The following is a 26,473-nucleotide window of genomic DNA, read 5'->3' as shown; positions in this document are numbered from 1 at the left end:
ACTCCCTATTGGCATCCCTAACTGTGAGCACAATGCCCAGTGACAGCCCTTTTCTTAGGCGTTAAGGAACTGAAATGTTCCCGACACTCACTTGCGCAGTGTTGCCTGGGTTCCATCCTTGGGAAAAGGGCTGTACCTAGGGAATGGCCGAGCCTTTCAAAATTATCCTAATCAATTTAGAGCGAGAGCTAGACCCAAGACAAACTCAACAAACTAACTGTTCGCCGTTTCACTGGGGGTTGTCGCTTCGCTCGGGGCAGGCGATTGGGAGGCCAGATTGCCTCGGTTAAGGGCTTCTTGCAACTTGGCTTCATCCTCTTTTGACAGGGAGGTGCGCAGGACTTTACCGCCAAAGGGAGCAATTTCCTCAAGGACTTTGTCGGGTGTGGCTTGACGCACCAACGTAAAGATGGCCGAGCTGCCGGGGGCAATGGTTTGTCCCAATTCCTTGATGAAATTATCGTCAATGCCAATATCGGTAAATTTGCCGGAAATCGCCCCGGCCACAAGACCCGCAGCCCAGCCCAAGAGGGGATTGAAGAACAATAGACCAATGAGCAGCCCCCAAAAGCCACCGCCAAGGGCCCCCTGGAGGGTCAAATCCTGAGTCTGGTTGATTTTAACCTTGCCATCTTTGGTGCGCACGACAACAGCCGCGTCCTCAAGGTCAATGAGATGCTCACGCTGGAGTTTTAATAGCTGGATTAATACTTCGTTCGCCTTGTACTCATCATCAAACGCAATGACCACTAAGGTACTCATAACTTTAGGTCTCCCTACGAATGTGGGTCATAGAACCGCTCCTACCCTAGCATTGTCATTAGCAGGTTGGGATTGCGGTATTGTAGCTAAGGGACGAAGCAAGGTCTTTGACAGCCCTTTTCACGGTAAGATAGCGAGACCATGAGCACGCCACAAACCTACACTGTGACCATTCACGTGCGTCCCCTCAAGCCGGGGGATCCCCCCACGCGGACGTACACAATTACTGTTCCGAGCGATCGCTATATCCTGCAATACGCTGAGAGCCAAGGCCTTGAGTTGCCCTTTTCCTGTCGTAACGGTGCCTGTACTACCTGTGCCGTGCGCATTCTCTCTGGCCATGTCTATCAACCTGAAGCCATGGGACTCTCCCCCGCCCTGCAAGCCCAAGGCTATGCCCTCTTGTGTGTCAGCTATGCCCGCTCTGACCTTGAGGTAGAAACCCAAGATGAAGATGAGGTCTATGAGCTGCAATTTGGCCGCTACTTTGGCAAGGGACGGGTACAGCTGGGGCTGCCCCTCGATGAGGACTAGTGATCCATGACAGCTGTGAGTTGCCCACTGCCGGCGAGTGAGCGGCAGCGCTATTTAGAAATTGCCACGGAGGCAGCGTTGGCGGGGGGCGCTGTCCTGCAGCACTATTGGGGCAAACTGAGTGAGATTGAGGAAAAGGGGCGCTCTGGTGACCTCGTCACGGTGGCCGATCGCCAGTCAGAAGCAGCGGTACTGGATGTCATTCATCGCCATTGTCCAGACCATGCGGTGCTCGCGGAGGAATCGGGTCTTTTGGGACTGAAGGATAATCCATTTCTGTGGGCGATTGATCCTCTGGATGGCACCACCAACTATGCCCATCAATACCCTTTTAGTGCGGTGTCAGTAGCTCTCTTAGTAGAGGGAGAACCCCACATTGGTGTCGTCTATGATCCCTTTCATCGCGAACTGTTTCGCGCTGCTACAGGCCTCGGTGCCACCCGCGATCGCCAGCCCATTCAGGTTTCCACCACCGCAGAACTGAGTCATAGCCTTTTGGTCACGGGCTTTGCCTACGATCGCCGTGAAACCGAAGACAACAACTATGCGGAATTTTGCTACCTGACCCATCTCAGCCAAGGGGTACGGCGGGGTGGCGCGGCAGCCATTGACTTGGCCTACATTGCCTGTGGTCGCCTTGATGGTTATTGGGAACGGGGTCTGTCCCCTTGGGACTTAGCGGCTGGTGTGGTTCTGGTTCGTGAAGCTGGGGGCGTCGTCACTGCCTACGATCAATCCCCTTTTCAACTGACATCAGGGCGGATTTTAGCGACGAATGGGTATCTCCACACTGCCCTGAGTGAGGCACTCCTGCGGGTAAAACCCTTGGGCTTTTCGTTTCTGCCAGAGGGAGGTTAGGCCTCTAGGCGTATCGCTTCAGCTAAACACGTCCGTACCTGTAGGGGTTGATAGAAATTGGTTTGTTGGAGATCCACCTTAGACTGGGCAGTGAGGAATAGCAGCGCCCAAAAGACCCCCACAGGATCGGGTTTGCGCCGCAGTAGCTCTTGGAAGTCTAGCCATGTCCCTTCGGGAGCCATTTCTCCGAGGAGACTTTCTACTTCGTTAGCTATCTCCGTCAGGTTTTCTTGGTGCGCCAGTTGGGTAATTGCCTTGAGGGTTGTGGGACGGCGACGCCGCCGCGGTTGATGCGGCCGCAGCACCTTTGCACGGTCGTTCTGAACTGCCATGGTTTTCAGGTGGGCAATCAATTCCTCAAGGGTGACGCGGCGCCGTTGTTGGGGGGGAGCCACGGGGCGACGATGCAAATGCTGCTCTAGGGCATGGGGCAAGACCACAAAGGACTGGTTTTCGCTGATCTCTGGCGGTTCTGCGAATTCTGTTTCCTCGGGCATCGGTTCAGCAACTGCAACTAGGCGATCGCTCTTCAGGAGCACCAGCATCGCTGCATACAAAAAGGCCTGCCCTGATTCACTGAGATTGGGTTCCCCCCGCCGTGTCAACTCCGCCAAACAGCGATCGAAGACCTCAATCACTTGAATATCCCAAGGGTCAATTTCCCCCCGCTCAGCCAAGTCAATCAAAATGTCAATCGCGGTATCGGCAAAGGATTGGCTCATGGTTGGCTGACCACTCGTTGTTGTCTATCTTAGGAGGCTTGGCAGCCCCTATCCAGAAAAAGGCTCAGCAATGGGAATCGTAAAGTGAAACTCACTACCGCGATCGCGCCCCGCCGACTCCGCCCAAATTTGCCCCCCCAAATTGGTAATGATCTGGCGACAGATCGCGAGACCCAAGCCCGTCCCACCCGTAGAGCGCCGCAGTGCTCCCTCCTCCTGATAAAAGCGATCAAAAATCGTTTCCAAGCGATCCGGCTCAATACCGCGCCCCGTATCGGCAACCGTCACTTCCAATAGACCATCGGGACGAGGCTTGGCAGCAATGGAAACCTGACCCGACTGTTCCGTAAACTTGCAGGCATTATCGAGTAGCTTCGAGAGCACCTCCACTAGCCATTCGCCATCTGCTCGGATCAAGGGCAATTCCTTGGGCAAGACTGTGCGAATGGTCGGTAGTTGATCCTTGGGGGTGCGCAGACTACTGAGGGCTAGATCCACCAGTTCTTGGAGGGGGAGGGGTTCTGGTCGCCACTGCACCCGGCCACTTTCCAACTGCGAGAGGGTAAGGAAGTCCTGAATCAGTTTCCGCATGCGTTCAGCATCAGCGAGAGCCGTACTCAACATCACCTGCCGCAGTTCTGAATCCATATCGGGTTCACTCGCTAGACTTTCGAGGCAGACTTGAATAGTCGAAAGGGGCGTGCGCAGTTCATGACCCGTAATTGCAATCAGATTACTGCGGGTGCGATCTAAGGCCTCCAGTTGCGCGTTGAGTTCCTCCAGATCTGCGTAGGCCTCCGCCTGAATCAGGGCAACCCCCACTTGGGTGGCGATCGCCTCCACTAATTCTGCGTCCATATCGTGCCACGGCAGCGGTTCGCCTCGGTGGAGTTCAACAATGCCCAACAGCCGCCCTTGATAGAGAACAGGTGCCAGTAGGAGGGCTTTGACGCCGGCGGCCTCGAGGGGTTTGAAACGGGTCGCCTCGTAGTGGGGATCGGCGGCTACGTCATCCACCTGAATCACCTGCTGATGCGCCAGTGCCTGCTGGGTGTAGGGGTGTTCACTCACGGGCCAATACTGGTACTGCAATGGCAGTAGGGCACCGCTGGTGTACTCGTGCTCAATGCGCACGCGAGTATCGGTACTGCGGCAACGGTAAATGAGACAGCGATCGCCCTTGAGGGCTTCCCCTAGTTCTGCCACCGCACGAGTGAGAATTTCTGTGGGATTAAGGGAGTTGCGAATCGCCGTGGTAATTGCATTGGTGAGGCGTTCCTTGCGCTCTTGAATGGCAATTTGGCGGTAGGCCTTGATTTGCTTGTACTGCCCAGCTTGGAGATAGGTCACTAGGCGATCGGCAAAGGGGGCAGGATCACTATTGCACCCCGCCACTTGGCGATAGGTCTCAACCCATGCCAGACCTTCCTTGAGTTTCTCCTTCAGTTCAGGGCGGTACTCCCGAATACGGTTGAGGAGGATTTCAGCGGTTGTCGCTGCCACCTGCCGATCAAAGGTCCAAATGCCCTCAAAACGACGCGCCGCATCCATCGGCGGCAACACATCCAAGCGCTGGGCAGGCGATCGCTGGACTTCGCGGCAGACCAAGCAAGTGCTGTAATTTTTGCCCAAGACGGTCAAATGCCATTCTTGACTGAGGGCATCGGCGGGATCAAAGGCAACCGTTTCATAGTCTCCCGAGCAGTTCTTAAACTCGGTTTCCGGGGCAGCCAAAACGTAAACGTGGTGGGACTTGGTGGCAATACGGCGGTAGCGATGGGCTTCTTGGCGATAAAAGCGTTCCCGCTGAAAGCAGGCAATAATAATCGGCGCATCCTCATTGGCCAAAACCTGATCCTCCATTGCATGGGAAAGCGCCGTCAGCGATGTCTTGAAGTACAGTTGCGATCGCAAGCGAGGCAACCGCGCCAACAACTCCTCAAGAACAGATGTGGCAATGATCCTGCTGGCCATGGAAGGGTGTGAATAAGAAGATGCCCTACGGTACCATTATCGGCAAATCCGCACCAGCGAACCTATTGAAATTCAGTTCGAGCGGCTGTACCTAAGTCAACCAACGGCTGAATTGCTGGAACCTTCAATCTTAAACTTTTGTTAAGAATTTTATTGATCGGCAGGGCTTATGTGTAGTTTTCTATACTATATTTAAGCAAACCTCAAAAGATCAGCTCCTCTAGCACCGGGGATCAACAAAATCCTCATCATTGCAATGGTTGCTTACAGTGTTCCCAAAAGCGCTCCGTGGAAACACCCATGGCAAAGCAAGAGGGGTGTAGTAAGTTGGGTTTCAGAGAATAAGGTGAAAAAGCTGTGACTGCCCGTATTTCTGCTGTCCCTAGTGCTGGTCATCGTCGGTATGATCCTGAGGCGATCGCCCGCTACTACTGGCGACATCCTTGGCGAGTTATCTGGCGGTTCCTGAACATTGCGGTCTCTTTCCTAACATTTTGGCTGTTATTGCAGTGGGACAAGTGGTTAGGGCAACAGGAAAGTCAGCGTCCCCTGCGGGCAATGCAACTGCGCAAACTCCTAATCCGTTTAGGCCCAACCTTCATTAAAGTCGGTCAAGCCCTCTCCACTCGCCCCGATTTGATTTGTCCCGACTACCTCGAAGAACTGACGCTCCTTCAGGACAAATTGCCCCCCTTTGCCAATGAGATTGCTATTGCCATTATTGAGCGAGATCTGCGCTTAAACCTAGGGGATATTTTTGCCGAATTCTCACCCCAACCGGTGGCCGCCGCCAGTCTCGGCCAAGTCTATCGAGCCAAACTCCACAGTGGTGAAGAAGTGGCCGTCAAGGTGCAGCGTCCCAACCTTTTGCCCGTGATTACCCGCGATCTCTTCTTGATTCGCCTTTTGGTGCAGTGGGTCAAGCCTTGGCTACCGATTAACCTCTGCCATGATTTGCGAGACATTGTCGATGAATTTGGCCGCAAGCTCTACGAGGAAATTGACTACCTCAATGAAGGGCGCAATGCCGAGAAATTTGCTGCCAACTTCCACGATGATCCCACGGTCAAGGTACCGAAAATCTATTGGGAATACACCACGGAGCACGTGCTTACGCTGGAGTGGATCCATGGCATTAAACTCACCCGTACGGATTGTATGGTGGCGGCGGGCGTCAATCCCGATGAGCTGATCCGTGTTGGCGTGATTTCTGGTTTGCGGCAACTCTTGGAATTTGGCTTTTTCCATGCGGATCCGCATCCGGGGAATCTGTTCGCCATGCCCGATGGCCGTATGGCCTACATTGACTTCGGCATGATGGATCAACTGGAGGAGAGCACTAAAGAATCTTTGGTGGATGCCGTCGTTCATTTGGTGAACAAGGACTATCAAGCCTTGGCGACGGACTTTGTCAAACTGGGCTTTTTGACCCCGGAAACGGATATTACGCCGATTATCCCTGCCCTTGAGTCGGTCTTTGAAGAGGTGATTGGCTCCAGTGTGCGGGAATTCAACTTCAAAGTGATCACCGATCGCTTCTCCGAGTTGATGTATGCCTACCCCTTCCGGGTTCCCGCTAAGTTTGCCCTGATCATTCGCTCTCTAGTCACCCAAGAGGGCATTGCCCTGTGTCTCAACCCTAACTTCCGCATTGTTGATGTCAGCTATCCCTATGTGGCACGGCGTCTGCTGCAAGGAGAATCGCCCCAACTGCGGCGACGGTTATTGGATGTCCTCTTCAAGGATGGTCGTCTGCAGTGGCAACGCCTGGAAAACCTAATTGCGATCGCCCGGCAGGATCAGCACTTTAACCTCGCGCCAACCGCCACCTTGGGCTTGCAGTATCTCTTTTCTGAGGAGGGGCAGTACCTGCGGCGGCAAATTGTGCTAGCGTTAACCGAAGATGACCGTCTCCACACCGAAGAGGTGCAACGCCTTTGGAATTTGGTCAAGTCTGATCTGCGTCCGCTCTTCTTGATTGATGTGGCATGGGAAGCCCTCAAGGCCTCTGTCTCCCACACGCTCGGTAAAGAAGAAGACAGCAATTCCTTGGTGGTGGCCAGCTAAGGGTTGGCAGCGGTTATCAACGTTCCTGAGTGTCCAAGAAGGATTAGGTATCCCGTGTTTGATCCACCCATTGTCTTGCTACTGGCGGGTATTTTTATGGGGTTGACCAGTGGTAAAGCCTTTGAAGCCACCCTCAAGCAGAGTGTCCAAGAATGGAACCGCAGTCGTTCCACCCGTGTTCTGAGTCAATTGCGCGGCCCCCAACTTCAGTTGCCCTACTTGGGGATTTCCATTGGTATCTGGCTCTTCCTGATGGCGGGATTGTGGACCTATGGCTTTGGTGCAGGGCTGAGTATGGTCATTGCCTTTGTGCTGACGATCGCCACCGCCCTTTTGGTGTGGTATCAACTGGGGAAAGTGCTGACCATTTTAAGTACGGGTGGCTCCCGTGCCCTTGATCTCGATGCCCTTGAGGCCAAGGAATAGTTTTTTATAACTCCTAAAGGAGGCGTTGTGGATTTACTGACCCAAGTGGACGAACTGATTGCCAACGCCCCCGATGACCCTGCGACTGTGGCGGCGGTACAGGCGATCGCCCCCATTCTCTACGAGGAAGCCCAGCGCTACGGGCAAACGGTTTACTACGTCCTGCAAACTCCCGATGGTCAGTGGCAGGTGATTACCCTTGAGGAACAGCAGCCCCCCCACCAGCAAAAAAATGTGATCCACGCCTACGGTAGTGAAGCCATGGCTCAAGAGGCCTGTGATGAACAAGTGATCCCAGTGCCCATGCCAATTATTCCCCTTTTGTTTCAACTGTTGGCGGCAGAGCCAGTGGATAGCCTGATGATCCTTGAGGCGGATGGCGAACGAGGCTGGGAAGTGGGGCGAGAATGGTTACTAGCTCAAGTGCGCGCAATCCTCAGTGCTCCCCCGGATATGGCCTAGGACGGAAGCTGCTCACCACGAATCGCCAAGTCTAGCAGTTGCATCGGGTGGTAAATGGGCACGGAGCTACTCTGCTCTTGGAGATACTGCCGCAATTGCACGGTGCAGCCCACATTGGCTGAGACAATGACATCAGGGCGAGTATTCAGCAGGTTGCGTACCTTTTGGCGTCCCAATTCCGCTGCGACATCGGGTTGAAGAATGTTGTAAACCCCGGCACTGCCACAGCACAGGGCTGCATCGAGGGGTTCGTGCAGTTGCACTTGGGGAATTTGTCGCAGCAGTTGCCGCGGTTCAAGGCGAATTTTTTGGCCGTGGATCATGTGGCAGGCATCTTGATAGACCAAGGCCAAGGGGCGATCGCCCAAGGGGTGGAGCGGTGTCACCAAGCCCTGTTTGACCAAAAAGACCTGCACATCCTCCACCTTTTGCACAAAGTCACGGGCGCGATCGCGGTACTCTGGATCGGCAGCCAAAAGGCGATGATATTCCTTGAGGGTGTGGCCACAACCCGAGGCATTGATTAAAACCGCATCCACATGAGCGGCAGTAAAACAATTAATCATCTGGCGAGCAAGGGTTTGCGCCTGATCCTCTTCCCCTTGATGATGGGGCAGGGCACCACAGCATCCCTGTTGCGGCGGCAGCACCACCTCAAAGCCATTGGCACTTAAGACGGAGATCGTGGCTTCATTCACTTCCGGCAAAAAGAGCCGTTGGACACAGCCCAGAATCACCCCCACGCGGCCACGCTGTTTCCCTTGGGCAGGCACCACTTCAGGCCAGCGATCGCGAAATGTTTTGGCTGAAAGGGGCGGTAGCATTTGATACATGGCCGCAAGGGACTTGGGCAAGAGCCGTTTCAGGAGTCCCAGCCGCTTTTCGAGATTGGCCAAGCCGAGTTTTTGGTAGAGCCAGAGCGGCCACAGGAGGGCACGCAGCCGTTGGGGATAGGGCAGCGTTTGGAAAATCAACTGCCGCAACCAGCGATCGCCCACGGGCCGCTGATAATGGCGCTGCACTTGAACCCGCGTGGCAGCAATCAACTTATCGTACTCAACCCCCGATGGACAGGTGGTGACGCAGGCCAAGCAACCCAAACAGGAGTCAAAGTGCTGTACGACATCCGCCAGTTGCACCTGTTCCTCATGAATGGCATCCATGAGATAGATACGACCACGGGGAGAGTCCATTTCCGTCCCCAGTACCCGATAGCTAGGACAGGTGGATAGGCAAAACCCGCAGTGGACACAGGCATCAATCAGGTGTGGATCAGGAGGCGACTGCGCATCAAAGCCAGCCACAGGATCAGTTGCAGTCATTCGTAAGTATTGAAACTTGTCTAGAGATTGCCGACAAAAACGCCAGTGCCAAAGACACCCGTTGCATCCAATTGTTGCTTAAGATTCCGCATCAATTCAAGGGCGTTGCCGCGATAGTCCCAAGGATCGAGTTGCTGCTTGAGGTTCAGGGGGGCGGCTAAGACGGTGACATAGCCCCGTGGTAGCCCTTGGCGCAGCCTGAGAATGAGTTGACGGAGATGCTCCTCCTGTCCGTGGAGATAGGCGTAACCAACCCCTGCACTCATTTCGCCTCGGCACTCGCAGGCCAATTCCCTTGCCAACTGCTGAAGCTGGGTGAGAGCGGGCAACATTTCGCTTAGAGGCACACCAATTTTGAGAGTCACTTGATCGGGGGTGGGGTTGAGGGTAATGCCTAGAGGGGCTTGGGGTTCCAGTTGCAGATTATGGGTCTGGGCAATCTGACTCAGGCGATCGCCCAACGTACCCGCAGCAATCACTTCCCGCAGGGTATGGAATTCCAATTCCAACAGCAGCGTCCCCCGTGGTTCAAGGCGCAACACACACCGCGCGGGCGCAAGGGAACTCGTCAAAATCACCTCAAGTCCCTTGGCCAAAGCAGAGACTTCCCCCCGCAACTGCCAGATTTGTACCGCATCTGGCAGAGGATACACCCGCAGCGTCACCTCTGTCAGAATCCCCAGTGTGCCATAGCTGCCGATCAGGAGTTTCATCAGGTCGTAGCCGGCAACATTTTTGACCACCCGCCCTCCCGCTTTGACGATTTGGCCATCACTGCGAATGAACTTCACCCCCAACAATTGATCGCGCCATGACCCATACCGCTGCCGTAGGCTGCCATTGCTTTGGGTGGCCAAGCAGCCGCCAAGGGTGGCCGTTTCTCGAAAGAGGGGATCTGCGGCAATCCACTGTCCTGCGGGTGCTAGGTGGTGCTGGAGCTGCTGAAAGGGAATACCCACTTGGGTGGTGACGGTCATATCGGCAGCCGCATGATCAATGAGCTTCTGCCACGCCGTTGTCCGCAGAAAAATATCTGCCTTGGGGGTGTTCCCGAGCCAATTGAGTTTGGTGCCTGCTCCAATGGGCAACACTCGCCAGCCTTGGCGCCGGGCACAGGCAATCACTTCTGCCCCCGCTTCTGGGGTGGGGGGAGTCAGCAGCAGGGCTCGCTCAGGAAGGTAGGGACGCAGGTGGGGGGCGCGATCGCCCAATTCAGCAAGGGAGTGAACCGCTGCATCCCCCAACAGTGCGCTCAGTGTGCGTTTCATGGATTACGGGTGGGCAGTTCAAAAACAAACCCTTCGTAGTATAAAAGTTGACCGTCCTCACTTTTGACCGGGCGGGCGCATTCGCAAATGGTGGTGATTGTTTGGTCAGCACGATACACCTTGGAAACCAAGTTGCGCACAAAGCCACGAGTTTCAATTTGTTGTTGGAATTTTTGCCAACTGCTGTCATCCACATAGGGTCGCTGGTTGTGGTGTTCAAGATCCGCTAGCCAGTCTTCAGCATCGGCATAGCCATAGATGCGTGCCAAGGCATTGTTGACTTTGAAGTAAACCCCCTCGGGCGAACTTTGGTAAATCCCGACCACGGCTTCCTCAAACATCTGCCGATACTGTTCTTGCGCTGCTTGCAGTGAGGCAACCAAGTCGCGCCGCTCCTCGACAATTTCCTGCAACTGCTGGTTTTGCTTTTGCAAGAGGGCATTTTTTTGCCGCAGCTTCCGCTGTAGGAGAGCGATCGTCAACTGATTTTTTACCCGTGCCAGCACCTCCGCCTGCTGAAAGGGTTTGGTGATGTAGTCGGCGCCGCCAATCTCAAAGGCCTTGACCTTGTCAAAGACATCATCGAGGGCACTAATGAAAATAATGGGGATATGCTTGGTCTTGGGATTCTCCTTCAGGGTTTGACAGACCTCGTAGCCATTCATATCAGGCATCATGATGTCCAAGAGAATGACATCCGGGGGTTCGGCCTCAATCCCCATGAGCGCCATTTGGCCACTAATGGCACCGCGCACATCGTAGCCTTCCAGTTGCAGCAGTGTGGTTAAAACTTCAACATTTTCGGGGGTATCATCGACAATTAAAATGCGACCAGCCCCTGAATCAAAGAGGTCGGTGGTCATGCACGGGTCTCCCAATGGCGATCGTTTGTCAGCGCCCTGACACTCCCCATCCTATCAAAGTTTTTTCTGAGCGCCGGCGATCGCCGGCCACTTCCCAATTGGCAAGATCTCCAATACTTTATTTTTCTAATGATGATGGTGGCACACAGCGGTAAGGATAATCAAGGATAATCAATGACAACAAATTGGGAAAATTTTCGCAAAAACCTTGGGGAATGGCATGGCTCCTTTACGGCGGTCAGCCCTACGGGAGACGTGGGAGCGTCAGTGCCCTCGATTTTGATCCTTGCCGATACTGCTGACGGTCAACGGGTGCGCTTTGAACTGCGACGCTTTGGTAATGGCCTTGACCAGCCCCCTACGAGTGAGACCGTCCAAGAGTACAGCACCATTGGCCGCCAAAATGTGTTTTTTCCGACGGGGGCTTTTTCTAAGGGATCGTTGCAGGTGGCGCCCTTTGCCGAGTTTGGTGCGGAGTATGGCTTTGTCATGGGCGATCGCCGACTGCGGTTTGTCCAACTCTTTGACAAAAATCAGCACCTCCAATCCATGACTCTGATTCGCGAGTTTCGTGCCCACAGCAACGCCGTTGAGCGTCCTCCCTTAACCGTGGATCAACTCCTAGGGGAATGGCGCGGTACCGCCTACACCGTCTATGCCGACTGGCGATCGCCCACGGAAACCCCGACCCAGCTGAGCCTTTGGCGCGAGGGCGATCGGCTCTACCAGCGGCTGCAAACCCTCGACCACGAGGTGAAAACAACGGCCACAATTGCTGGGTCGCGCCTACTCTTTACGGATACGGATCAACCCAAGCAGCTTGTCCTGCTCCCCGATGGCACCTCTAGCCTAACCCCCTTGCAAGTGTCCTTTCGTCACCCCTTCTTTGTTGAGGTGGGCTGGTTGTGGGCAGAAGGACAGCGGCAGCGCCTCATTCGCACCTATGGCGATCGCGGCGAATGGGTCAGTGCGACGCTCGTTGTCGAAGAACGGATAAGCTAAGCATCCCCAGCAAGAGGGGTAGCAACCAATCCCCATAGCGGATGTACAGGGTCTGGGTCTGCCGCCGCAAAATCGTTGCCGCATGAATCACAAACTCATCAGCATTGGAGAGCCAAACAGTTTCCCCCGTAGGCGCAATCACCGCAGAAAGACCCGTATTCGTGGAGCGCACGAGCCAGCGATCGCCCTCGACGGCACGCAACACATCATGGCCATGGTGCTGGGTCATCAGTTGGCGACGGTAGGGATCATTGTTGGCAACACTGAGGATAAACTGCCCCCCATGAACCAGTTGCCAGCGGCTGCGGTGGGAAAAGGCAGATTCAAAGCAAATCAGGACAACGGCCTTGCCCCAAGGGGTGGTAAAGACCTGATCAGGGTTCCCCGGCAGGAGGCGCGATCGCAACGTGGATAACCGCTGTACTACCCCCGCCAGCCAATCGGGAATATATTCCCCCAAAAGAACAAGGTTGACTTTGTTGTAGCGACTGTAAATCTCCCCCTGCCCATCGAGGGTCAGGAGCACCTGATGATGCCCCCCTAGCGTCTCCATGAATGTCCCTAACCACAGGGGAACCCCTGCCTCGCGAACAGCGCTGGTGATGGGATTGACTTGGTGTGGTTGCCACAAAATCGGCAGTGCCCCTTCCGGAGTCAAGACGGCATCAACCCCTAGAGCCACCAGTTGGCGATAGCCACGGGGATAGTCCTGCCAAGCGCGGCGGATACCCTCTGGCGTGAGCTTTTCCCGTGTCGGGATATTGCCTTGGATCAAACCCACCCGTAGGGGTTCCCCTTGATCCGCCATGACCCTAGCGCCTAAAACAGCATTGAGGGCGATCGCCCCCAAAAGAGTAACAACGAGCCATCGCTTTGCCCATGTGTGCCGCCGCAGACTGAGGGTGACCAAGCCATTCAGTGTCATCACGACTGCCGTAATCGTGGTGGGTCCCGCCAGACGACCCAGTTGAACGAGTCCCGCTGGACTTTGGGTCAGGGATAAACTAATCCACCACAGGGGTGAATAGCTCCAGAGGGCTTCAAGGGCACACCAAAGGGTGACACCCCACAGAAGTTGCCAAGGGGCAGCTCGCCGCATCCCATAGCGTGCCATCAAAAAGGCCCAACTCCCACTGAGGGCGGCGCCCCAACCACTTAGGAAGAGCCAAATCCCCCGCGAGATCAACCAACTGGGCACTGGCGCAATGCCAATCCACGTCAGGGGATGCAAATCCCACACCCAGACTAAGCTACTGCCGTAGAACCCTAGTCCCCAACACAGGCCGGCGATCGCTGCCCACAGTGGCGATAAAACCTGACACTGCCACCACAGGGGCACAATTCCTATGAAGGCCAAGAACCACCCGCTTACTGGCGGTAGCGCCAACTGCGTTCCCCAGCCCGCGATGCCTAAACCAACACACAGCAGCCACCTAGGCAATACTTTGGCGTTTGCGTTGCTCTTTGGGGGAAGGAGCCACATGCCAGTGTCCTGCTTTAATCAGTTCCCGTTCCAGTAAAGCAAAAAAGCGTTGGCGATCGCTGCCGCGCACAACGGCTAAATTGTGGGCTTCTGCTAATGCCACGGGGTAACCCCGCCCTTTTTCAATTTGTGCTGCCGTCAACGCAACTGCCTGTTGCCACAGGTCTGCATCCCGCGCCACCCATTGAGGAACTTCCAAACGCACCACTTCCGAGCCACCGTGGAGATAGGCAACGTAGATCTGATGTTCACCGTAATGTTCCAGAATGCGACTGCGGCTCCGCCAGAGGGGACTATACTGTTGCGGTGCCAAGTGTGCTTGCCAGAAGAGCACATCCCGCAGGGGATCAAAGACTTGACAAGGGGGGCGATCGCGAGTCGCCTCGATGCCAGTCTGACTTGTCTGACCACAGTGGAGGGCACAGTTGGGTTCAGGGTAGGGGCAAACCCCCAAGCGCAGAAAATTCACCGTTTCATGACTGCGGGAGGCGCTGACATAGCCCACCAAGGGAATTCGCTTCGCGCGCAATTCATCCCAAGCAGCTAAAATGGGCGTCAACAATTCCTCACGCACCATTGGCGGCAGTGATTCCCACGCCCAGAAAATCAGTGAACCATCCACGAGTGCTAGGCTGGGGGCTTTCTTGTTTTGCGTTTGAATGAGTTCAACAAGGGCAAGAATTTCCGCTTGAGTGCGGCGGTAGCGTAACCAATCCTCTATGGTGAGTCCCCAACCCCGCGATCGCCCCAATTCATCGGGGTCATAAACCAACTGCGGCACACTATCTAAATGGGGGCGTTGCCCTTGACCGTAGGCGATCGCCACCCGTCCCACATTAATCAAATAGCAATAGGCAATTTCGTGGTGACTGGGGGCAATTTGCGAGCCATCGGTGGCAAAAATTGTGTGTGACCTTGGGGCAGGGGGGACAGCGTGCTTCACCGTCAGGGATTCAATGGGTTCAGCAGCATTAAAGGGAAAGGACTCGCCCCACGCTTGGATGGCTTGGCGATAGTGCTCTAAATTTTCTGCCATCGCTGTCAACACTTCGAGGGCACGGGCTTGTTTTTGTTGGCTGGCGATCGCCCCTTGGCGGATCACTTGACCCACCGTTCCCATTTGAGCAGCCACTTTGACGAAGTCCAACACTGTTTTCGTATCTGGAGATACAGCTGTCCTGAAGACCTGCTCCAATACTAAATCTAAACAACATCTCAATAATTGCTCATGGGTACTGAGTTACAGGTGAGCACACTGCTAATCGTTGGAGTCCGTCCCTATGCCGAAGACCCTGTTCAAAGTGGATTTGACTAAGCCCATGGATCAGCAAGAACTGCCGGGGCATAATCGCTGGCATCCAGAGATCCCCGCAGTGGTTTCAGTCAATCCCGGTGATGAAAGATGCCCCTTTATGAGTTTCGCTGCTCTACGTGTGGCATTTTTGAGGAATGGCGATCGCTCGCCCAATCTAGTGAACCCGCCTTTTGTCCAGAGTGTCAGCAGCTTGGCCGACGTATTTTTCCGTACCAGCGGTAAATCTCTCTTCTTCCTTACCCCGACCCTCGCGGGGGAGTGACCCAGAACTGGTGCAGCGATCGCCCCAAGAACCCAAGCCTCCCCGCTTTCAGCAGCACTCCTGTGGTCGCCCGTGGATGCTCAACCACTAATTAACCGCTCACACAGGATGAGGTGAGCATTTTTGCCGCTTTTTCAGCCTTGGCTAAACTGACATCCGAACATCTAGCTTCTCTTAAAAGAGCTGTACTGGCCACGCTGAATTCGTGTGAAGAGATCCCTCTGAAAAGAGCTGTATTAAGATTTATTACAATTAGGAGTTTCGCGTAACTTCAGCTATTGTGAGAGGTACTGTCAAGAGTAACGGATGTATGTCCTTGAAAAAACGGCAGCCCTTTTCTGAAATATGTCATAACATATTGTGCCTAAACACAATAAGCACAAAAATGTGTGACCCGTCCTACAGCGGCGTTGGCTGCTGCAAGGATGTTCGATCTCTGTGAAAGGGGCTGTACCCAATTGATGTCCCATTGTTGTTGAAAGTTGATGATTTTCTACTCGTAGGGGCAATCATGAGAATTGGTGAATTACTACTGAAGGCGGGGTTAATTACACGAGGCCAACTCCAAGTCGCCTTAATGGAAAAAAGCATTTATACCAACTTGCGCTTTGGTGAAATTGTTGCCCTCCATGGTTGGTTGCCCCAAAAAACCATTGACTTTTTTGTAGAAGAGTGGCCAAAACTGATCCAAGACAAAGCAAAACGGCCGATTGGTTTTTACCTGAAAAAGGCAGGCTTATTGACGGAAGAGCAAATAAAACAAATTCTCAAGGAGCAGTGGCAGGTGAACTATCGCTTCGGTGCCTTGGCTGTCCTCAATGGCTGGGTAAAACAGGAAACAGTAAACTTCTTCCTAGAATACGTCAACCCCAATGCCCTCAAAGAAAGGACGCGCATCGAGAAGGCTACACTGTCGGATATCAAGCGCCCAACTCCCCAAAGTCGCAAGCCTTCAAAACAATCCCTTGCCTCCCTGAAGAAGGTGGCCGATCCAGAGGACTTGGCGGAGATCGATCTCGATCTTGATTTTGATCTTAATGAGATTGAATGGCTAAGTTAGGCCAAGTGCAGCCATTGCTTGACGCCCTAGGCTGAAATAAAAAACTCGCACCAGAGATAACTCCCATGCGAGTGCCGTTACGAATCAGTCTTGAGAGAGGACAATCACACCCCTGTGCTAGCTCATCGTGGCATGACTGCGATCGTAGCTTGTCCAGACATGGGGCTTAATTTTGCCCTGAATTTGGTTCCAATAGTGACCTGCGGCCGCAGGTAATCCCATTTGGGCAATCATTCGCGTGAGGAGGGATTGTTCGCGGTTTTTGATCACTTGGTGGTGATGGGTGAGAATGACCCGCGAAAGTTGATTGAGATCAAGCGCTGGCATATTCACTTCCTTGGCTGTGTTGGCAGCAGTGGTTGCTGTCGTATTCACAGCTTCCGTTTGACCCGTACGGTAGACCACACCGCGATAGATTAAATCCCGCACAGGTTGAGCCGGAGGATTCACTGCTCGAGTGCAGTGGTAGTTCCAACCCCGATATTTGGCTACAACATCGGTTGCTTCAGTACGGACTGCCGGAGGAACGTAGTCGTATTGAACGCCGCGATAGGTGAGTGTAGTTGTCATCATCATCGCCCCAAATGATGTACTGGCTAGTTGTTGTCAGCTGAGGCGCGTTCCTTCGGGACAATTGCCCTACTTCCGTCTTCGCTATTCACCTAAGTTTTTTGGTGGTTCATAGCAAAGATGAACGATTTATTTCTGTATCTAATTTAACAGTTTTGCCACTATGAGTGCAAGTGGTTACAAAAATTTACACTAGAAACCTTCTCTTTTGTACCAGAGGTGCCCTGATCAGGGGAGAACTAACCTAAATCACCTAAATCTGAGCGGCGTTGGTGAGAATAATGTGGCGATCGCGATCGTAGGTGAGCCACTGCTCCTTTTTGAGTTTGCCCAACAGACGTGTGATGGTCACTCGACTTGTGCCAATCGCCGTTGCCAGTTGCTGGTGGGTGAGGCGAACACTATAGCGAGTGCCGAGGGGATGGGGTTGACCAATTTCTTGCTTCAAAAGCAAGAGTAAATGGCGTAATCGCTCCTCAATCCGGCGATGGCTGGTAATTCCTAAAAGACCTTCCGCTTGCCGTAGGCGACGAGCCAGACCCCGCACAAGGCTTTGGGTCAAGTTGGGTGAGGATTCTACCTCCACCAGTGTAAAGAGCATCAACTCTGCCTTGGAAAGTGCCTTGGCTTGGTAGGCCGTTAAACTGGTCAAGGGTAAACCAAAAGCAGTACCGGGTGTGGCCAGTCCCACCACCACTTCTTCACCATCGGGGTGCAAAAGGTTTAACAGCACGACGCCCCGGCTCACTAGCCAAATGCGCTCTGGCTCCATCCAGATGCTGTCCCCCATGCCAAACGTGTGTAGTCGAGAGGGGCAACGCCAGCGTCCATCCACAGGGGGAGTGATTGCAGCGGTGGAGACGTTTGCCATGGCAGTAGAACCTCAAGCAAAGGAACCAGCCCTTAGGTGTGTGCCTGAGAGATGGGTGGTTTTTCCAACATTCCCAGTGCCTGTGTTCTGGGTAACGTTAGCAACAACCGCCTATTAGACTAAGGGGTAAATGTAAAAATCAGATGATGGCTCCTTGATCATTTGGTTAAGGCTTGCCGCCCAGCACAGAGATGGCCTCCAATAAACCGCGAGCTTTGTTCAAGGTTTCTTCGTATTCCCGCTGCGGATCGGAATCCGCAACAATACCAGCACCGGCTTGGACGTGAATGAGGTGTTGGTGGTCGCTTAGCAGTTGCACCACCATCGTGCGAATAGCGATCGCGGTATTGAGTTGACCTTCAAAGTCATAGTAACCATAGGCACCAGAGTAGGGGCCACGGCGGCAGCCCTCCAATTCATAGATGATTTCCATGGCTCGAATTTTGGGGGCACCACTGACGGTTCCAGCCGGAAAACAAGCTTGGAGCAGATCCCATGCCGTTTTATCGGGCAATAGTTCGCCGACAACATTACTCACAATATGCATGACGTGCGAGTAGCGTTCAATCACCATAAACTCCTCGACGGTGACACTCCCCTGACGACACACGCGCCCCAAATCATTGCGCCCCAAATCAACGAGCATGACGTGTTCGGCCACTTCTTTGGTATCGGCAAGGAGTTCTGCGGCGAGCTGCTGATCTTCGGCGTAGGTGTGACCCCGCTTGCGGGTACCGGCAATGGGCCGGACAGTGGCAAGGAGAGACCCACGTTTTTCAGGATGGTGTTCGGCTTTGACCATGACTTCTGGGCTAGAGCCAATGATCTGCCACGTGCCAAATTGAAAGTAGGCCATGTAGGGGGAAGGGTTAATCAGGCGCAAGGAGCGATAGAGGGCAAAAGGATCGCCGCTGTAGGTGGCACTGAGGCGTTGGGAGAGAACGACTTGGAAAATATCGCCCGCACGGATGTAGTCCTTGGCCCGCGCCACATTGGTACAGAAGGCTTCGGGAGTGATGTTGCTGGTATAACTAGGGGTCTGGCGACTGGGTTGCCAGTGCAGCTGGGTGGCCGCAGCGGGAATCGGAGTTCGCAGTTGACTCAAAAGCCGCTCTAGGCGATCGCTGGCATGGGTATAGGCCGTTTTCAAGTCCGTCTCACGGGTATCAGCATAGACCACTGCCCAAATTTTCCGCTTCACCTGATCAAAAATCAGGATTTGATCCACCTGCATCCACACGCCATCCGGCAAATCCTTTTCAGTGGCAGGATGAATCGGAACCCGCGGCTCAATCCACTGAATCAGTTCATAGCCCCAAAAACCAAAAAGACCGCCAATGCCCCCCGGCAGTTGGGGTAGCTTCACGGGTTGATAGGGGGCAAGGCAATTGGCCAAAATTGTGAAGGGATTGCCCGTAAATGTGGTGAGTGAGCCATCGCGATGGGTTTGGGTGGTTTGGTTGCCCCGCGTTTCTAGTACCCAGAGCGGATCACAACTGAGGAGGCTGTAGCGAGCCAATTGTTCACCCCCCTCGACGGACTCGAGCAAAAAGTTGTAGGGGCGATCGCGACAGACCCGATACCAAGCCGATACGGGCGTGTCCATATCCGCCACCCACTCCTGATAGATGGGGATGAAGTTACCCTGCTCAGCAAGCTGACAAAAGGTCTGAAAATCGGGGTACATGGTCGCGTCTGTGAAAACCTTTCTATTTTCTCCCTAAAGGGGGGCAACAGCAATCTCAACGCCAAGGGTGAGGTGCTTTTGGGGTGGCACGTGCAGGAGATCTACCCCCGTATTCAAGGCATTGCGGGGGGCAGTCCAAGGTTCTAGACAGTAGTAGGGTTTGCCCTGAACCGTCCAAAAAACAAGGGTTGTAAACGCTGTATCGTAGCGCAGCGTCAGGCAGTACTGTTGTTGCAGATCACAGACGCGAGCCACTTGACCCGTGAGGGGACGACAGGCCAAATCCAGTTCTGCCGCATGCCAGTCAAACGTGCCGCTAAAGGTGAGGGGTTGTTGCGTTTTCTGATCCACCATGGCATGGATTGGCAGGTCAAACTGCAATTGCTGCTTGTCAGCAACGGCAAAGTAGGGATGCAAGCCAAAGCTAAAGGGCAAGGGGGTGTCACCGGGGTTAGCCACCTCAAAGGCGATCGCCAAGGCATCAGCAGCGAGGGTGTAGGTTAAGGTCAGATGAAAGGCAAAGGGATAGACTTGGCGCGTGGCTGGCGTATCCTGCAATCCCAGCTTCAAGAGATGTTCCTGCTGATCTAACACCTGCCATGGCAAATCCCGTGCAAAGCCATGCTGCTTGAGGTGATAGGTTTGGCCATTGGGGTGAAATGTATCCTCGGGCAAATTGCCACAAATGGGAAAGAGAATGGGAATACCGCCACGCACGCTTAACTGCGGGTTGGCAAAGCGCTCCCGATCCAAGTACAGCAGCTCATGACCTTGCCACTGCCAGCGGCTAATCAGGCCACCGCGCTCTGGAATTACTTCAACGCGAGTACGTTCGGCGTGGAGAGTATAGGGCATTACCATAGCTGGACAGTACGCCTGCTTTTTAGGATACACTCGCGACTACGCTAGAATAGCGGCAATGCCCTTGGAGGGAGGCCAATGTCCCTAAGATTTACCCTAAACCCCACCCTGCGTTTTTGGTTCAGTGTGTTGCTGGTAACTTGGTTACTGGGGCTACTGGGGCTAGGCTGGTTAGTGCAATCCTTTCTGGTGCTGTTTTTCATCTTGATGTTGACCCCTGTACTCCTTTTTGCAGGGTTACAACTTTGGTTTCGCTGGAAGTTGGTGACGGCGGCTTGCCCAGTGTGTGGCTTTGAATTTAGTAGTTTGAAGAATACCCAAACCCAATGCCCCGCCTGTGGCGAAATCCTGATGGTGCGCGATCGCCAGTTTCAACGCTTGGCTCCCCCCGGCACCATTGATGTCCAAGCAGTAGAAGTCAGTCACTCAGTGATTGAGGACTAGCCACAGTGGTATGATTAGCCCAAGATTGTTGGTCGCTGGCAAGAGGCCCGATGCGACAATCCCTGTCTATGCTTAGATTTGTTACAGGATGCCCTATGCGACAACTGAACTTCTTGATGATATTTGTCATTGGCTTGGGCTTAGTTCTCTTTAGTATTCAGAATACCGAACCCGTAAGTATTAAGTTCTTTGAAGGGAAAGTGATTCAAGCCCCATTGTGCATTGAACTCATCGTGGCCATGGGCATTGGTGCCGTCTTTGCTTGGGTCTTTAACGTCTGGGTACAGGTGCAGCGCATCTTTACAATCCGGGTGGAAATGGAAGCCCGCGATGAGCAAATTGCCCACCTTGAGGAGGATGTGGAACGCTACAAAGCTGCCCTTGAGGAGCAACAACGCCTCTTGCCCAGTGTCAGCAGTGCCTCGACGGAAAAGTAGCCGAGAGCCTTGAAAATTCGTTAGGCTAGGAAATGATTAACTTTTGTTATTTTGTGTTAATCGGCGTGTCCTATGGCTACCTCTCTGGCTGTTGAAAAGAAAAAGTTAAAAAATCCGCCCCTGCAATTGCACTATTTGGGCGATCGCGTGCTGCGTCAACCCGCCAAACGGGTCAGCAAAGTGGATGACAGTATCCGCGATATTGTGCGGAAAATGCTGCAAACCATGTACAGTGCCGATGGCATTGGCTTGGCGGCACCGCAGGTGGGCATCAATAAGCAAATTCTTGTCATTGATATTCATCCCGATGACCCCGAGGCAGAACCGTTGGTGATGATTAACCCGGTCATTAAGGACTTCAGTGAAGACCTTGAAGTCTGCCAAGAGGGCTGCCTGAGTATTCCGGGGGTGTACCTAGAGGTGCGTCGTCCGGCCATGGTGGAGGTGGCCTACAAAGATGAGTGGGGGCGTCCCCAAGTCATCATGGCGGGTGGGCTACTGGCGCGGGCGATCCAGCATGAAATTGATCACCTGACGGGGGTGATGTTTGTCGATCGCGTCGAGAACCAAGCCCTACTGCGCCACGAACTCAAAGAGCATGGGTTTACCGCCAGTGCCGTGCGTCCCATTGCTGCCTAACCCTGAGGATCATCGTCTGTGGCCAAGAGTTATCTATACCTACTGGGTGCCTGTGTGGCAGCGATCGCCACGGTGGGTTGTGTTTTTGAACTGAGTTCGGGAGAAGCCCAGTTGGGAACCCTTCCAACTACCGTGATTTTGCTCCTCAGTGTGCCCCTTGGTTTAGTAGCCTTTGTAACGGCGGTGCGCCTTGCCCGTGCCAGCGATCGCCCCTGATGGATTGGAATCTGCTATGACGCTCACCTACCCTGACGACCTGCAATATCTCGACAGCCATGAGTACCTGCGCCTTGAGGGCGATACAGCCACCCTCGGCATTAGTGCCTTTGCCGTCGATCAACTGGGGGATATTGTCTTTGTTGAGTTGCCTGCCGTTGGCGATGTCCTAGAACCCGGCGAACGCTTTGGCACCATTGAGTCGGTCAAGGCCGTTGAGGATCTCTATGCACCCCTCGCCGGAACCGTGATTGAGGTCAATCAAGCTGTCATTGACAACCCAGAGCAAATTGCTGCCGATCCCTATGGGGAGGGGTGGTTGGTGAAGGTGCAAGTCAGTACCCCCCCTACGGGACTCCTCTCAGCAGCGGATTATCGTGCCCTTGTGGAAGGAGCGTAGGTGCTAACAAGCAGCCTGCAAGTCCTTGTGGATGGATTGGCCACAGGGAGTGTTTATGCCATCTTTGCCCTCGGCTATACCCTTGTCTTCTCGATTTTGGGCATCATCAACTTTGCCCACGGTGCTGTTTTTGCCATTGGCGCTTATCTCACCTATGCCCTCTTAGGGGGACGCTTTGGCTTTAATGGTCTGTTGGCCAATGGACAGCTTCCCGTTGCCTTACCCTTTGCGCTGGCCTTAGTTCTCAGTGCCCTTGGCTGTGGCCTGTTGGGGGTTGGCATTGATTGGGTCGTCTTTCGACCCCTGCGGCAACAGCGCGCCGATACCCTCTTGACCGTGGTGGCCAGCCTTGGGGCGGCTGTTCTCCTCACCAACCTGATCCAGTATTTGGTGGGTGCCGAAGTCTATACCTATCCCGATCAACTCTGGGGGAGATTGCCCCTCACCCTGCGGTTGGGGGACATTGCCCTGCGCACTAGTCAATTTGTCATCTTTGCCGTGGCCGTGGCTTTGATGATTGCCCTGACCTATTGGGTCAAAGGGACGCGCATGGGGAAAGGATTGCAAGCGGTGGCCGAAAATCCGACTGCCGCGACATTACTGGGCATTGATAGCGATCGCATTATTCAAGTGACGTTTTTTGTCAGCAGTGCTTTGGCTGCCGTTGCTGGTACCCTCGTCGCCTTGAGTGTCGGGATTACGGGGCCGCAGTTTGGCGTGATCTTTGGTCTCAAGGGGTTAGCGGTGATTGTTCTGGGGGGCCTAGGGAGCTTACCGGGGACAATGTTGGCGGGTTTTTTGCTGGGACTAGTGGAGGCAATGGTGCCTGCCGCTGCTTCGGGGTTTCGGGATGCTGCGGCCTTTGCGATTCTCTTTCTGGTGCTGCTTGTGCGCCCCCAAGGACTGTTGGGGCAGCCCCCAGTGGAAAAAGTTTAAGGCTGTTGAATTAGTAGTTGACTGCTGTGGCTAGAGCCGTACTACTGGCGGGCACTAATTCCACCTTCAAACTGACGCCAAATTGGCTTTCAAAGGGTTCTTTTTTGTAGTTGACACTCCAAATTTCCAGTTCACAGCGATCGCTCGGATCAGCGGGATGTACCTGCACACAAAACTCCCGTTGTACAGCGCGCCACTCACAGGTCATGTGATCCACTGCCCCAATTTGTCGCCGATCCAAGGCCGAAGCCAGCCGTAGAATCGCACTCAGTTGCTCGACAATTTGCCGTTCTCGCCGTCCCACCAGTTGGCGGAAGTTTTCATGCTTTTTCTTGGGGGGACTCTTGCGGTGATAGCGACAGAGGTTGGCAATGATCTCGATTTCCGTATCGGTGTAGCCGAGCAGACCCCCATGGCGCACAAGGTAGTAGGAATGTTTGTGGTGGGCAGAATGGCTGACGTAGTGACCGGCATTGTGGAGAATCGCTGCTGCCCAGAGGAGTTCTCGCTCTGCTTCTGTCCAGTTGTGGAGAATCCCTTGGGTGCGATCAAAGAGCGTCAGGGCGAAATCGGCCACCCGTTCACTGCTGGCAAGATTGACATGGAACTTTTGCGCCAAACTGTAGGTACTGCGCTGACGCACCGAGCTTTGATAGCGGAGGCGGTCTTCAATCAGGCCGTGGGTAAGCATCCAGTCCACAATGATGCCTTCCCGCAGGGCGCGATCGCAGGTGATCAGGCTGGTTTGACCAAGCATCTCCATGGCCTCAGCGAGAATCACTGCCCCTGCAACAATAATTTCAGCGCGCCGCTCCGACATCCCCAAGAGTTGACAGCGCTGGTTAAAGTTGAGTCGCCGCAATTTGGCCACAAGTGCCTTTAAGTCCCCTAGCGTCAGTTCATAGCCGCGTAGGGAGGGGGGACAAGCACCAAGGCGATCGCAGGTGTGAATCATCATCAGGCTTTCAATCGTGCCTGAGGTACCCACCAATTGCGGTTTTTCATGGGGGCCAAGCTGCTGCCGCAGGTCTTCAACGGCACGATCCAACATTCCCCGTACATAGGCGCGCAGGGCCGCGTAGTCCTGATCGCTAATGGGATCGCTTTTGACAAATAAGTCCGTCAGGCGTACTGCCCCCACTTTGGTACTGCTGAGGTAGCGGGGTTCATGACCATCCCCCAAGATTAACTCTGTGGAGCCACCGCCAATGTCAATGATGATGTGGGGCTTGCCGTTGAACTCTAGCCCCGAGAGCACGCCCAAGTAGATGCGCCGCGCTTCCTCTTCGCCGGAAATCAGATCAATGGTCAGGCCGGTCTCTTCCTTGACCCGCTCTAAAAACTCGCGACCATTGGGGGCTTCGCGCACCGCACTGGTGGCCACGCCAATAATTTCTTCGGCCTTCAGACCTGTGGCCAGTTCACGACAGCGGCGCAGGGTGGCGATCGCCCGCTTCATCGCTTCCTCTGTCAGTTGCCCCGTAATTTGGCAACGTTCCCCCAGCCGCACCATATCTTTTTCAGCAGCAATGATTTTGAAACTGGGTAAACTGGGCTGAATTTGCACCACCACCATGTGAATTGAGTTTGTCCCAACATCAATGGCCGCTAGAATGCGATCGCTGAGATTCACTGCTCGCCACAGGTGGAGATGTTGTTCAGCCGTCATTGGACTTGTAATAAAGGAGACAAACACCCCCTATCCTACCCTAAGTGTTTCCCGTTAGATGATCCTTAATCTTGGCAGCAATACGCGAGCCTAAATAATCGGGAATCACACTGCCATTGGGTCCCAGCAGATAGAGTAACAGTCGCACCCGTCCCTGCCAAAGCATAAAGTTGATATTCACCACCAGCAATTCCTCTTGCCAAATGGCATGCATTACCTTGTAAAGCAGCGCCGGATGATTCGCGGACTCCACCAACAGTGCCGGCAGATGAAAGACCTGATCCTGATAAAAGCTGGTGGTAATTTGCGGCAGGCCTTCGTTGAGGTTAAACTCCATGGCCAGCATTTCCTCAACGGCAAATTCACCACTGAGGGTCTGTTGGAGGGCACGGCGCACGCTTTCACTACGCTTTTTCGTCAGGGGTTTGCCCTGCTCTGAGAGCACCAGTTTGACAAACACCAGCATCGGTGGTCGCACATGGCCATAGAGCGAGACATTGTGAATTGTCAGCTTGTAGGCGGCCATCACCCCAAAGAGATCACTGAGCAGGTAAGAGTGATTGCGGTGGGCAAAGTGGAGAACAGAGCGATCGCCCTCAGGGACAATCTGAATCACCGCCTGATTGGTCTTATGAATTTGAAACCCCAGTTTCAGGTTTTGCAGTTGCACATCCCGACCAACAAATTGCTCATAAAAGTCCGGAAAGGAGCGGTTGAATCGCTTCAGGACATCAAGGTTACGCAGTTGAAAATCGGAAACCATGGGTGAGAGTCGCTATACTATAGCCTAGGCCGGGTTACACTTGGTCGTTTCCCCATCTCCAGCATACTTGCATGAGCTTCTGGAAATCGCTGTTCAATTCGCAACCGACTGCCAGCGCCACCACGACGTCCCCTAGTGTAGGTTCTCAGGTAGAGCGGGACAATGGCAGCGAAAGCCAAATTATTTTCAGCAAAGAAAAAGATATTGATGTCTATGAACTCGAGGAACTTTGTGATGCCGTGGGCTGGTCGCGCCGCCCCATTCGCAAGGTGAAAAAAGCAATTCAGCATAGCTTTTTAGTGATCTCGATGTGGGAGCAGCGGGGTGCCTATCGTCGCCTCATTGGTTTTTCGCGTGCGACCTCGGATCACGCCTTTAATGCCACGATTTGGGATGTGGTCGTGCATCCAGAGTTTCAGGGACGGGGGCTGGGCAAAGAATTAATGCGGCAGATGATCAAAGAACTGCGCAGCGAGGACATCAGCAACATTACCCTCTTTGCGGATCCCCATGTGGTCGACTTTTACCGTCAGTTGGGTTTTCGTCCGGATCCCGAGGGGATTAAGGGGATGTTTTGGTACCCCAATTCCCGCTAGGCTC

General features: G+C 53.9%; 29 protein-coding genes, 1 pseudogene and 1 riboswitch. Of the genes and pseudogenes, 16 read left to right on the top strand and 14 right to left on the bottom strand.

Going from position 1 to position 26,473, the window contains the following annotated elements:
* Positions 1-213: 213 nt before the first annotated feature.
* Positions 214-762 (bottom strand): DUF1269 domain-containing protein, encoded by a 549-nt coding sequence (locus RHK62_RS11465; protein ID WP_206200010.1) that lies wholly within the window; start codon positions 760-762, stop codon positions 214-216.
* 141 nt (positions 763-903) lie between these two features.
* On the opposite strand from RHK62_RS11465, the gene RHK62_RS11460 reads away from it, so the two are divergent.
* Positions 904-1,296 carry a 2Fe-2S iron-sulfur cluster binding domain-containing protein gene (locus RHK62_RS11460; RefSeq protein WP_225901556.1) on the top strand — a complete coding sequence of 131 codons (393 nt, stop codon included), beginning with the start codon at positions 904-906 and terminating at the stop codon, positions 1,294-1,296.
* Between the two features lie 6 nt (positions 1,297-1,302).
* On the top strand, positions 1,303-2,154 hold the full coding sequence (locus RHK62_RS11455; RefSeq protein ID WP_302677729.1) for an inositol monophosphatase family protein: 852 nt from the start codon (positions 1,303-1,305) through the stop codon (positions 2,152-2,154).
* Here the strand turns inward: RHK62_RS11455 and RHK62_RS11450 are convergent.
* Both RHK62_RS11450 and RHK62_RS11445 read right to left on the bottom strand, forming a co-directional pair.
* On the bottom strand, positions 2,151-2,876 hold the full coding sequence (locus RHK62_RS11450; protein ID WP_302678184.1) for a segregation/condensation protein A: 726 nt from the start codon (positions 2,874-2,876) through the stop codon (positions 2,151-2,153). The two genes, RHK62_RS11455 and RHK62_RS11450, sit on opposite strands and share 4 nt — an antisense overlap.
* Before the next feature lie 48 nt (positions 2,877-2,924).
* A complete protein-coding gene (locus RHK62_RS11445; RefSeq protein ID WP_302678183.1) occupies positions 2,925-4,850 on the bottom strand; it encodes a DICT sensory domain-containing protein in 1,926 nt (641 codons plus the stop codon).
* Between the two features lie 357 nt (positions 4,851-5,207).
* On the opposite strand from RHK62_RS11445, the gene RHK62_RS11440 reads away from it, so the two are divergent.
* The 3 genes from RHK62_RS11440 to RHK62_RS11430 are packed head-to-tail and all read left to right on the top strand — an operon-like array spanning position 5,208 to position 7,805.
* Complete coding sequence (locus RHK62_RS11440) at positions 5,208-6,917, top strand: AarF/ABC1/UbiB kinase family protein (RefSeq protein WP_206200006.1); 1,710 nt, start codon at positions 5,208-5,210, stop codon at positions 6,915-6,917.
* 54 nt (positions 6,918-6,971) lie between these two features.
* Entirely contained in the window at positions 6,972-7,343 is a 372-nt protein-coding gene (locus RHK62_RS11435) for a hypothetical protein (protein ID WP_149818994.1), read from the top strand.
* A gap of 27 nt (positions 7,344-7,370) precedes the next feature.
* On the top strand, positions 7,371-7,805 hold the full coding sequence (locus RHK62_RS11430) for a hypothetical protein (protein WP_206200005.1): 435 nt from the start codon (positions 7,371-7,373) through the stop codon (positions 7,803-7,805).
* On the opposite strand, the gene RHK62_RS11425 is transcribed toward RHK62_RS11430, so the two are convergent.
* The 3 genes from RHK62_RS11425 to RHK62_RS11415 are packed head-to-tail and all read right to left on the bottom strand — an operon-like array spanning position 7,802 to position 11,258.
* Positions 7,802-9,127, bottom strand: coding sequence for a heterodisulfide reductase-related iron-sulfur binding cluster (locus RHK62_RS11425; protein WP_310453742.1), 1,326 nt, complete (start codon positions 9,125-9,127; stop codon positions 7,802-7,804). The two genes, RHK62_RS11430 and RHK62_RS11425, sit on opposite strands and share 4 nt — an antisense overlap.
* A 20-nt stretch (positions 9,128-9,147) precedes the next feature.
* Positions 9,148-10,395 carry an FAD-binding oxidoreductase gene (locus tag RHK62_RS11420; RefSeq protein WP_310453741.1) on the bottom strand — a complete coding sequence of 416 codons (1,248 nt, stop codon included), beginning with the start codon at positions 10,393-10,395 and terminating at the stop codon, positions 9,148-9,150.
* Entirely contained in the window at positions 10,392-11,258 is an 867-nt protein-coding gene (locus tag RHK62_RS11415) for a response regulator (protein ID WP_302678181.1), read from the bottom strand. Before RHK62_RS11415 ends, RHK62_RS11420 begins: the two co-directional genes overlap by 4 nt.
* A 174-nt stretch (positions 11,259-11,432) precedes the next feature.
* On the opposite strand from RHK62_RS11415, the gene RHK62_RS11410 reads away from it, so the two are divergent.
* Positions 11,433-12,260, top strand: coding sequence for a DUF3598 family protein (locus RHK62_RS11410; RefSeq protein WP_310453740.1), 828 nt, complete (start codon positions 11,433-11,435; stop codon positions 12,258-12,260).
* On the opposite strand, the gene lnt is transcribed toward RHK62_RS11410, so the two are convergent.
* Positions 12,223-13,743 carry an apolipoprotein N-acyltransferase gene (lnt, locus tag RHK62_RS11405; protein WP_310453739.1) on the bottom strand — a complete coding sequence of 507 codons (1,521 nt, stop codon included), beginning with the start codon at positions 13,741-13,743 and terminating at the stop codon, positions 12,223-12,225. The genes RHK62_RS11410 and lnt overlap by 38 nt on opposite strands.
* A complete protein-coding gene (locus RHK62_RS11400; protein ID WP_310453738.1) occupies positions 13,694-14,893 on the bottom strand; it encodes a DNA double-strand break repair nuclease NurA in 1,200 nt (399 codons plus the stop codon). Before RHK62_RS11400 ends, lnt begins: the two co-directional genes overlap by 50 nt.
* 130 nt (positions 14,894-15,023) lie before the next feature.
* Here RHK62_RS11400 and RHK62_RS11395 point away from each other — a divergent pair.
* From RHK62_RS11395 to RHK62_RS11385, 3 genes and pseudogenes are all read left to right on the top strand, one after another.
* Positions 15,024-15,140: pseudogene (locus RHK62_RS11395) on the top strand (acetamidase/formamidase family protein); the annotation flags it as partial.
* 5 nt (positions 15,141-15,145) lie between these two features.
* On the top strand, positions 15,146-15,280 hold the full coding sequence (locus RHK62_RS11390; protein WP_225901716.1) for an FmdB family zinc ribbon protein: 135 nt from the start codon (positions 15,146-15,148) through the stop codon (positions 15,278-15,280).
* A gap of 551 nt (positions 15,281-15,831) precedes the next feature.
* A complete protein-coding gene (locus tag RHK62_RS11385) occupies positions 15,832-16,380 on the top strand; it encodes a hypothetical protein (RefSeq protein WP_302677741.1) in 549 nt (182 codons plus the stop codon).
* A 117-nt stretch (positions 16,381-16,497) separates the two neighbouring features.
* Here RHK62_RS11385 and RHK62_RS11380 read toward each other — a convergent pair whose 3' ends face one another.
* The 4 genes from RHK62_RS11380 to RHK62_RS11365 form a co-directional block, all read right to left on the bottom strand.
* Positions 16,498-16,950: a DUF4278 domain-containing protein gene (locus RHK62_RS11380; protein WP_206199997.1), complete on the bottom strand. Its 453-nt coding sequence runs from the start codon at positions 16,948-16,950 to the stop codon at positions 16,498-16,500.
* Positions 16,951-16,994: 44 nt separating this feature from the next.
* Positions 16,995-17,079: riboswitch (Glutamine riboswitch) on the bottom strand.
* 124 nt (positions 17,080-17,203) lie between these two features.
* On the bottom strand, positions 17,204-17,821 hold the full coding sequence (locus tag RHK62_RS11375) for a Crp/Fnr family transcriptional regulator (protein WP_206199996.1): 618 nt from the start codon (positions 17,819-17,821) through the stop codon (positions 17,204-17,206).
* Between the two features lie 166 nt (positions 17,822-17,987).
* Positions 17,988-19,508, bottom strand: a complete 1,521-nt coding sequence (trpE, locus tag RHK62_RS11370; protein ID WP_302677743.1) for an anthranilate synthase component I — start codon at positions 19,506-19,508, stop codon at positions 17,988-17,990.
* A 33-nt stretch (positions 19,509-19,541) separates the two neighbouring features.
* Entirely contained in the window at positions 19,542-20,369 is an 828-nt protein-coding gene (locus tag RHK62_RS11365) for an aldose epimerase (RefSeq protein ID WP_310453737.1), read from the bottom strand.
* Between the two features lie 78 nt (positions 20,370-20,447).
* Between RHK62_RS11365 and RHK62_RS11360 the strand changes: the two genes are divergently transcribed.
* From RHK62_RS11360 to RHK62_RS11335, 6 genes are all read left to right on the top strand, one after another.
* Positions 20,448-20,813 carry a hypothetical protein gene (locus RHK62_RS11360; RefSeq protein ID WP_206199993.1) on the top strand — a complete coding sequence of 122 codons (366 nt, stop codon included), beginning with the start codon at positions 20,448-20,450 and terminating at the stop codon, positions 20,811-20,813.
* A gap of 95 nt (positions 20,814-20,908) precedes the next feature.
* Positions 20,909-21,250, top strand: coding sequence for a LapA family protein (locus tag RHK62_RS11355; protein ID WP_149818967.1), 342 nt, complete (start codon positions 20,909-20,911; stop codon positions 21,248-21,250).
* Between the two features lie 72 nt (positions 21,251-21,322).
* Positions 21,323-21,889 carry a peptide deformylase gene (gene def / locus RHK62_RS11350; protein ID WP_149818965.1) on the top strand — a complete coding sequence of 189 codons (567 nt, stop codon included), beginning with the start codon at positions 21,323-21,325 and terminating at the stop codon, positions 21,887-21,889.
* An 18-nt stretch (positions 21,890-21,907) separates the two neighbouring features.
* Positions 21,908-22,105 (top strand): hypothetical protein, encoded by a 198-nt coding sequence (locus RHK62_RS11345; RefSeq protein WP_206199992.1) that lies wholly within the window; start codon positions 21,908-21,910, stop codon positions 22,103-22,105.
* Positions 22,106-22,121: 16 nt separating this feature from the next.
* The gene (gcvH, locus tag RHK62_RS11340; RefSeq protein WP_206199991.1) at positions 22,122-22,505 is read left to right on the top strand and encodes a glycine cleavage system protein GcvH; all 384 of its coding nucleotides are present in this window, start codon (positions 22,122-22,124) and stop codon (positions 22,503-22,505) included.
* Complete coding sequence (locus RHK62_RS11335) at positions 22,506-23,441, top strand: branched-chain amino acid ABC transporter permease (protein WP_302678176.1); 936 nt, start codon at positions 22,506-22,508, stop codon at positions 23,439-23,441.
* Between the two features lie 10 nt (positions 23,442-23,451).
* Here RHK62_RS11335 and RHK62_RS11330 read toward each other — a convergent pair whose 3' ends face one another.
* Together RHK62_RS11330 and RHK62_RS11325 are read right to left on the bottom strand one after the other, a co-directional pair.
* A complete protein-coding gene (locus tag RHK62_RS11330) occupies positions 23,452-25,110 on the bottom strand; it encodes a Ppx/GppA phosphatase family protein (protein ID WP_302677750.1) in 1,659 nt (552 codons plus the stop codon).
* 40 nt (positions 25,111-25,150) lie between these two features.
* Positions 25,151-25,873, bottom strand: coding sequence for a hypothetical protein (locus RHK62_RS11325; RefSeq protein WP_302677752.1), 723 nt, complete (start codon positions 25,871-25,873; stop codon positions 25,151-25,153).
* 71 nt (positions 25,874-25,944) lie between these two features.
* Here RHK62_RS11325 and RHK62_RS11320 point away from each other — a divergent pair, with 71 nt between their 5' ends.
* Entirely contained in the window at positions 25,945-26,469 is a 525-nt protein-coding gene (locus RHK62_RS11320; RefSeq protein ID WP_302677753.1) for a GNAT family N-acetyltransferase, read from the top strand.
* Positions 26,470-26,473: the final 4 nt, after the last annotated feature.

Source organism: Thermosynechococcus sp. HY213, from assembly GCF_031460975.1.
Lineage (GTDB): Bacteria > Cyanobacteriota > Cyanobacteriia > Thermosynechococcales > Thermosynechococcaceae > Thermosynechococcus.
Note: the sequence above shows the minus strand (reverse complement) of the source record. Positions and strands in the feature narration are given on the sequence as shown.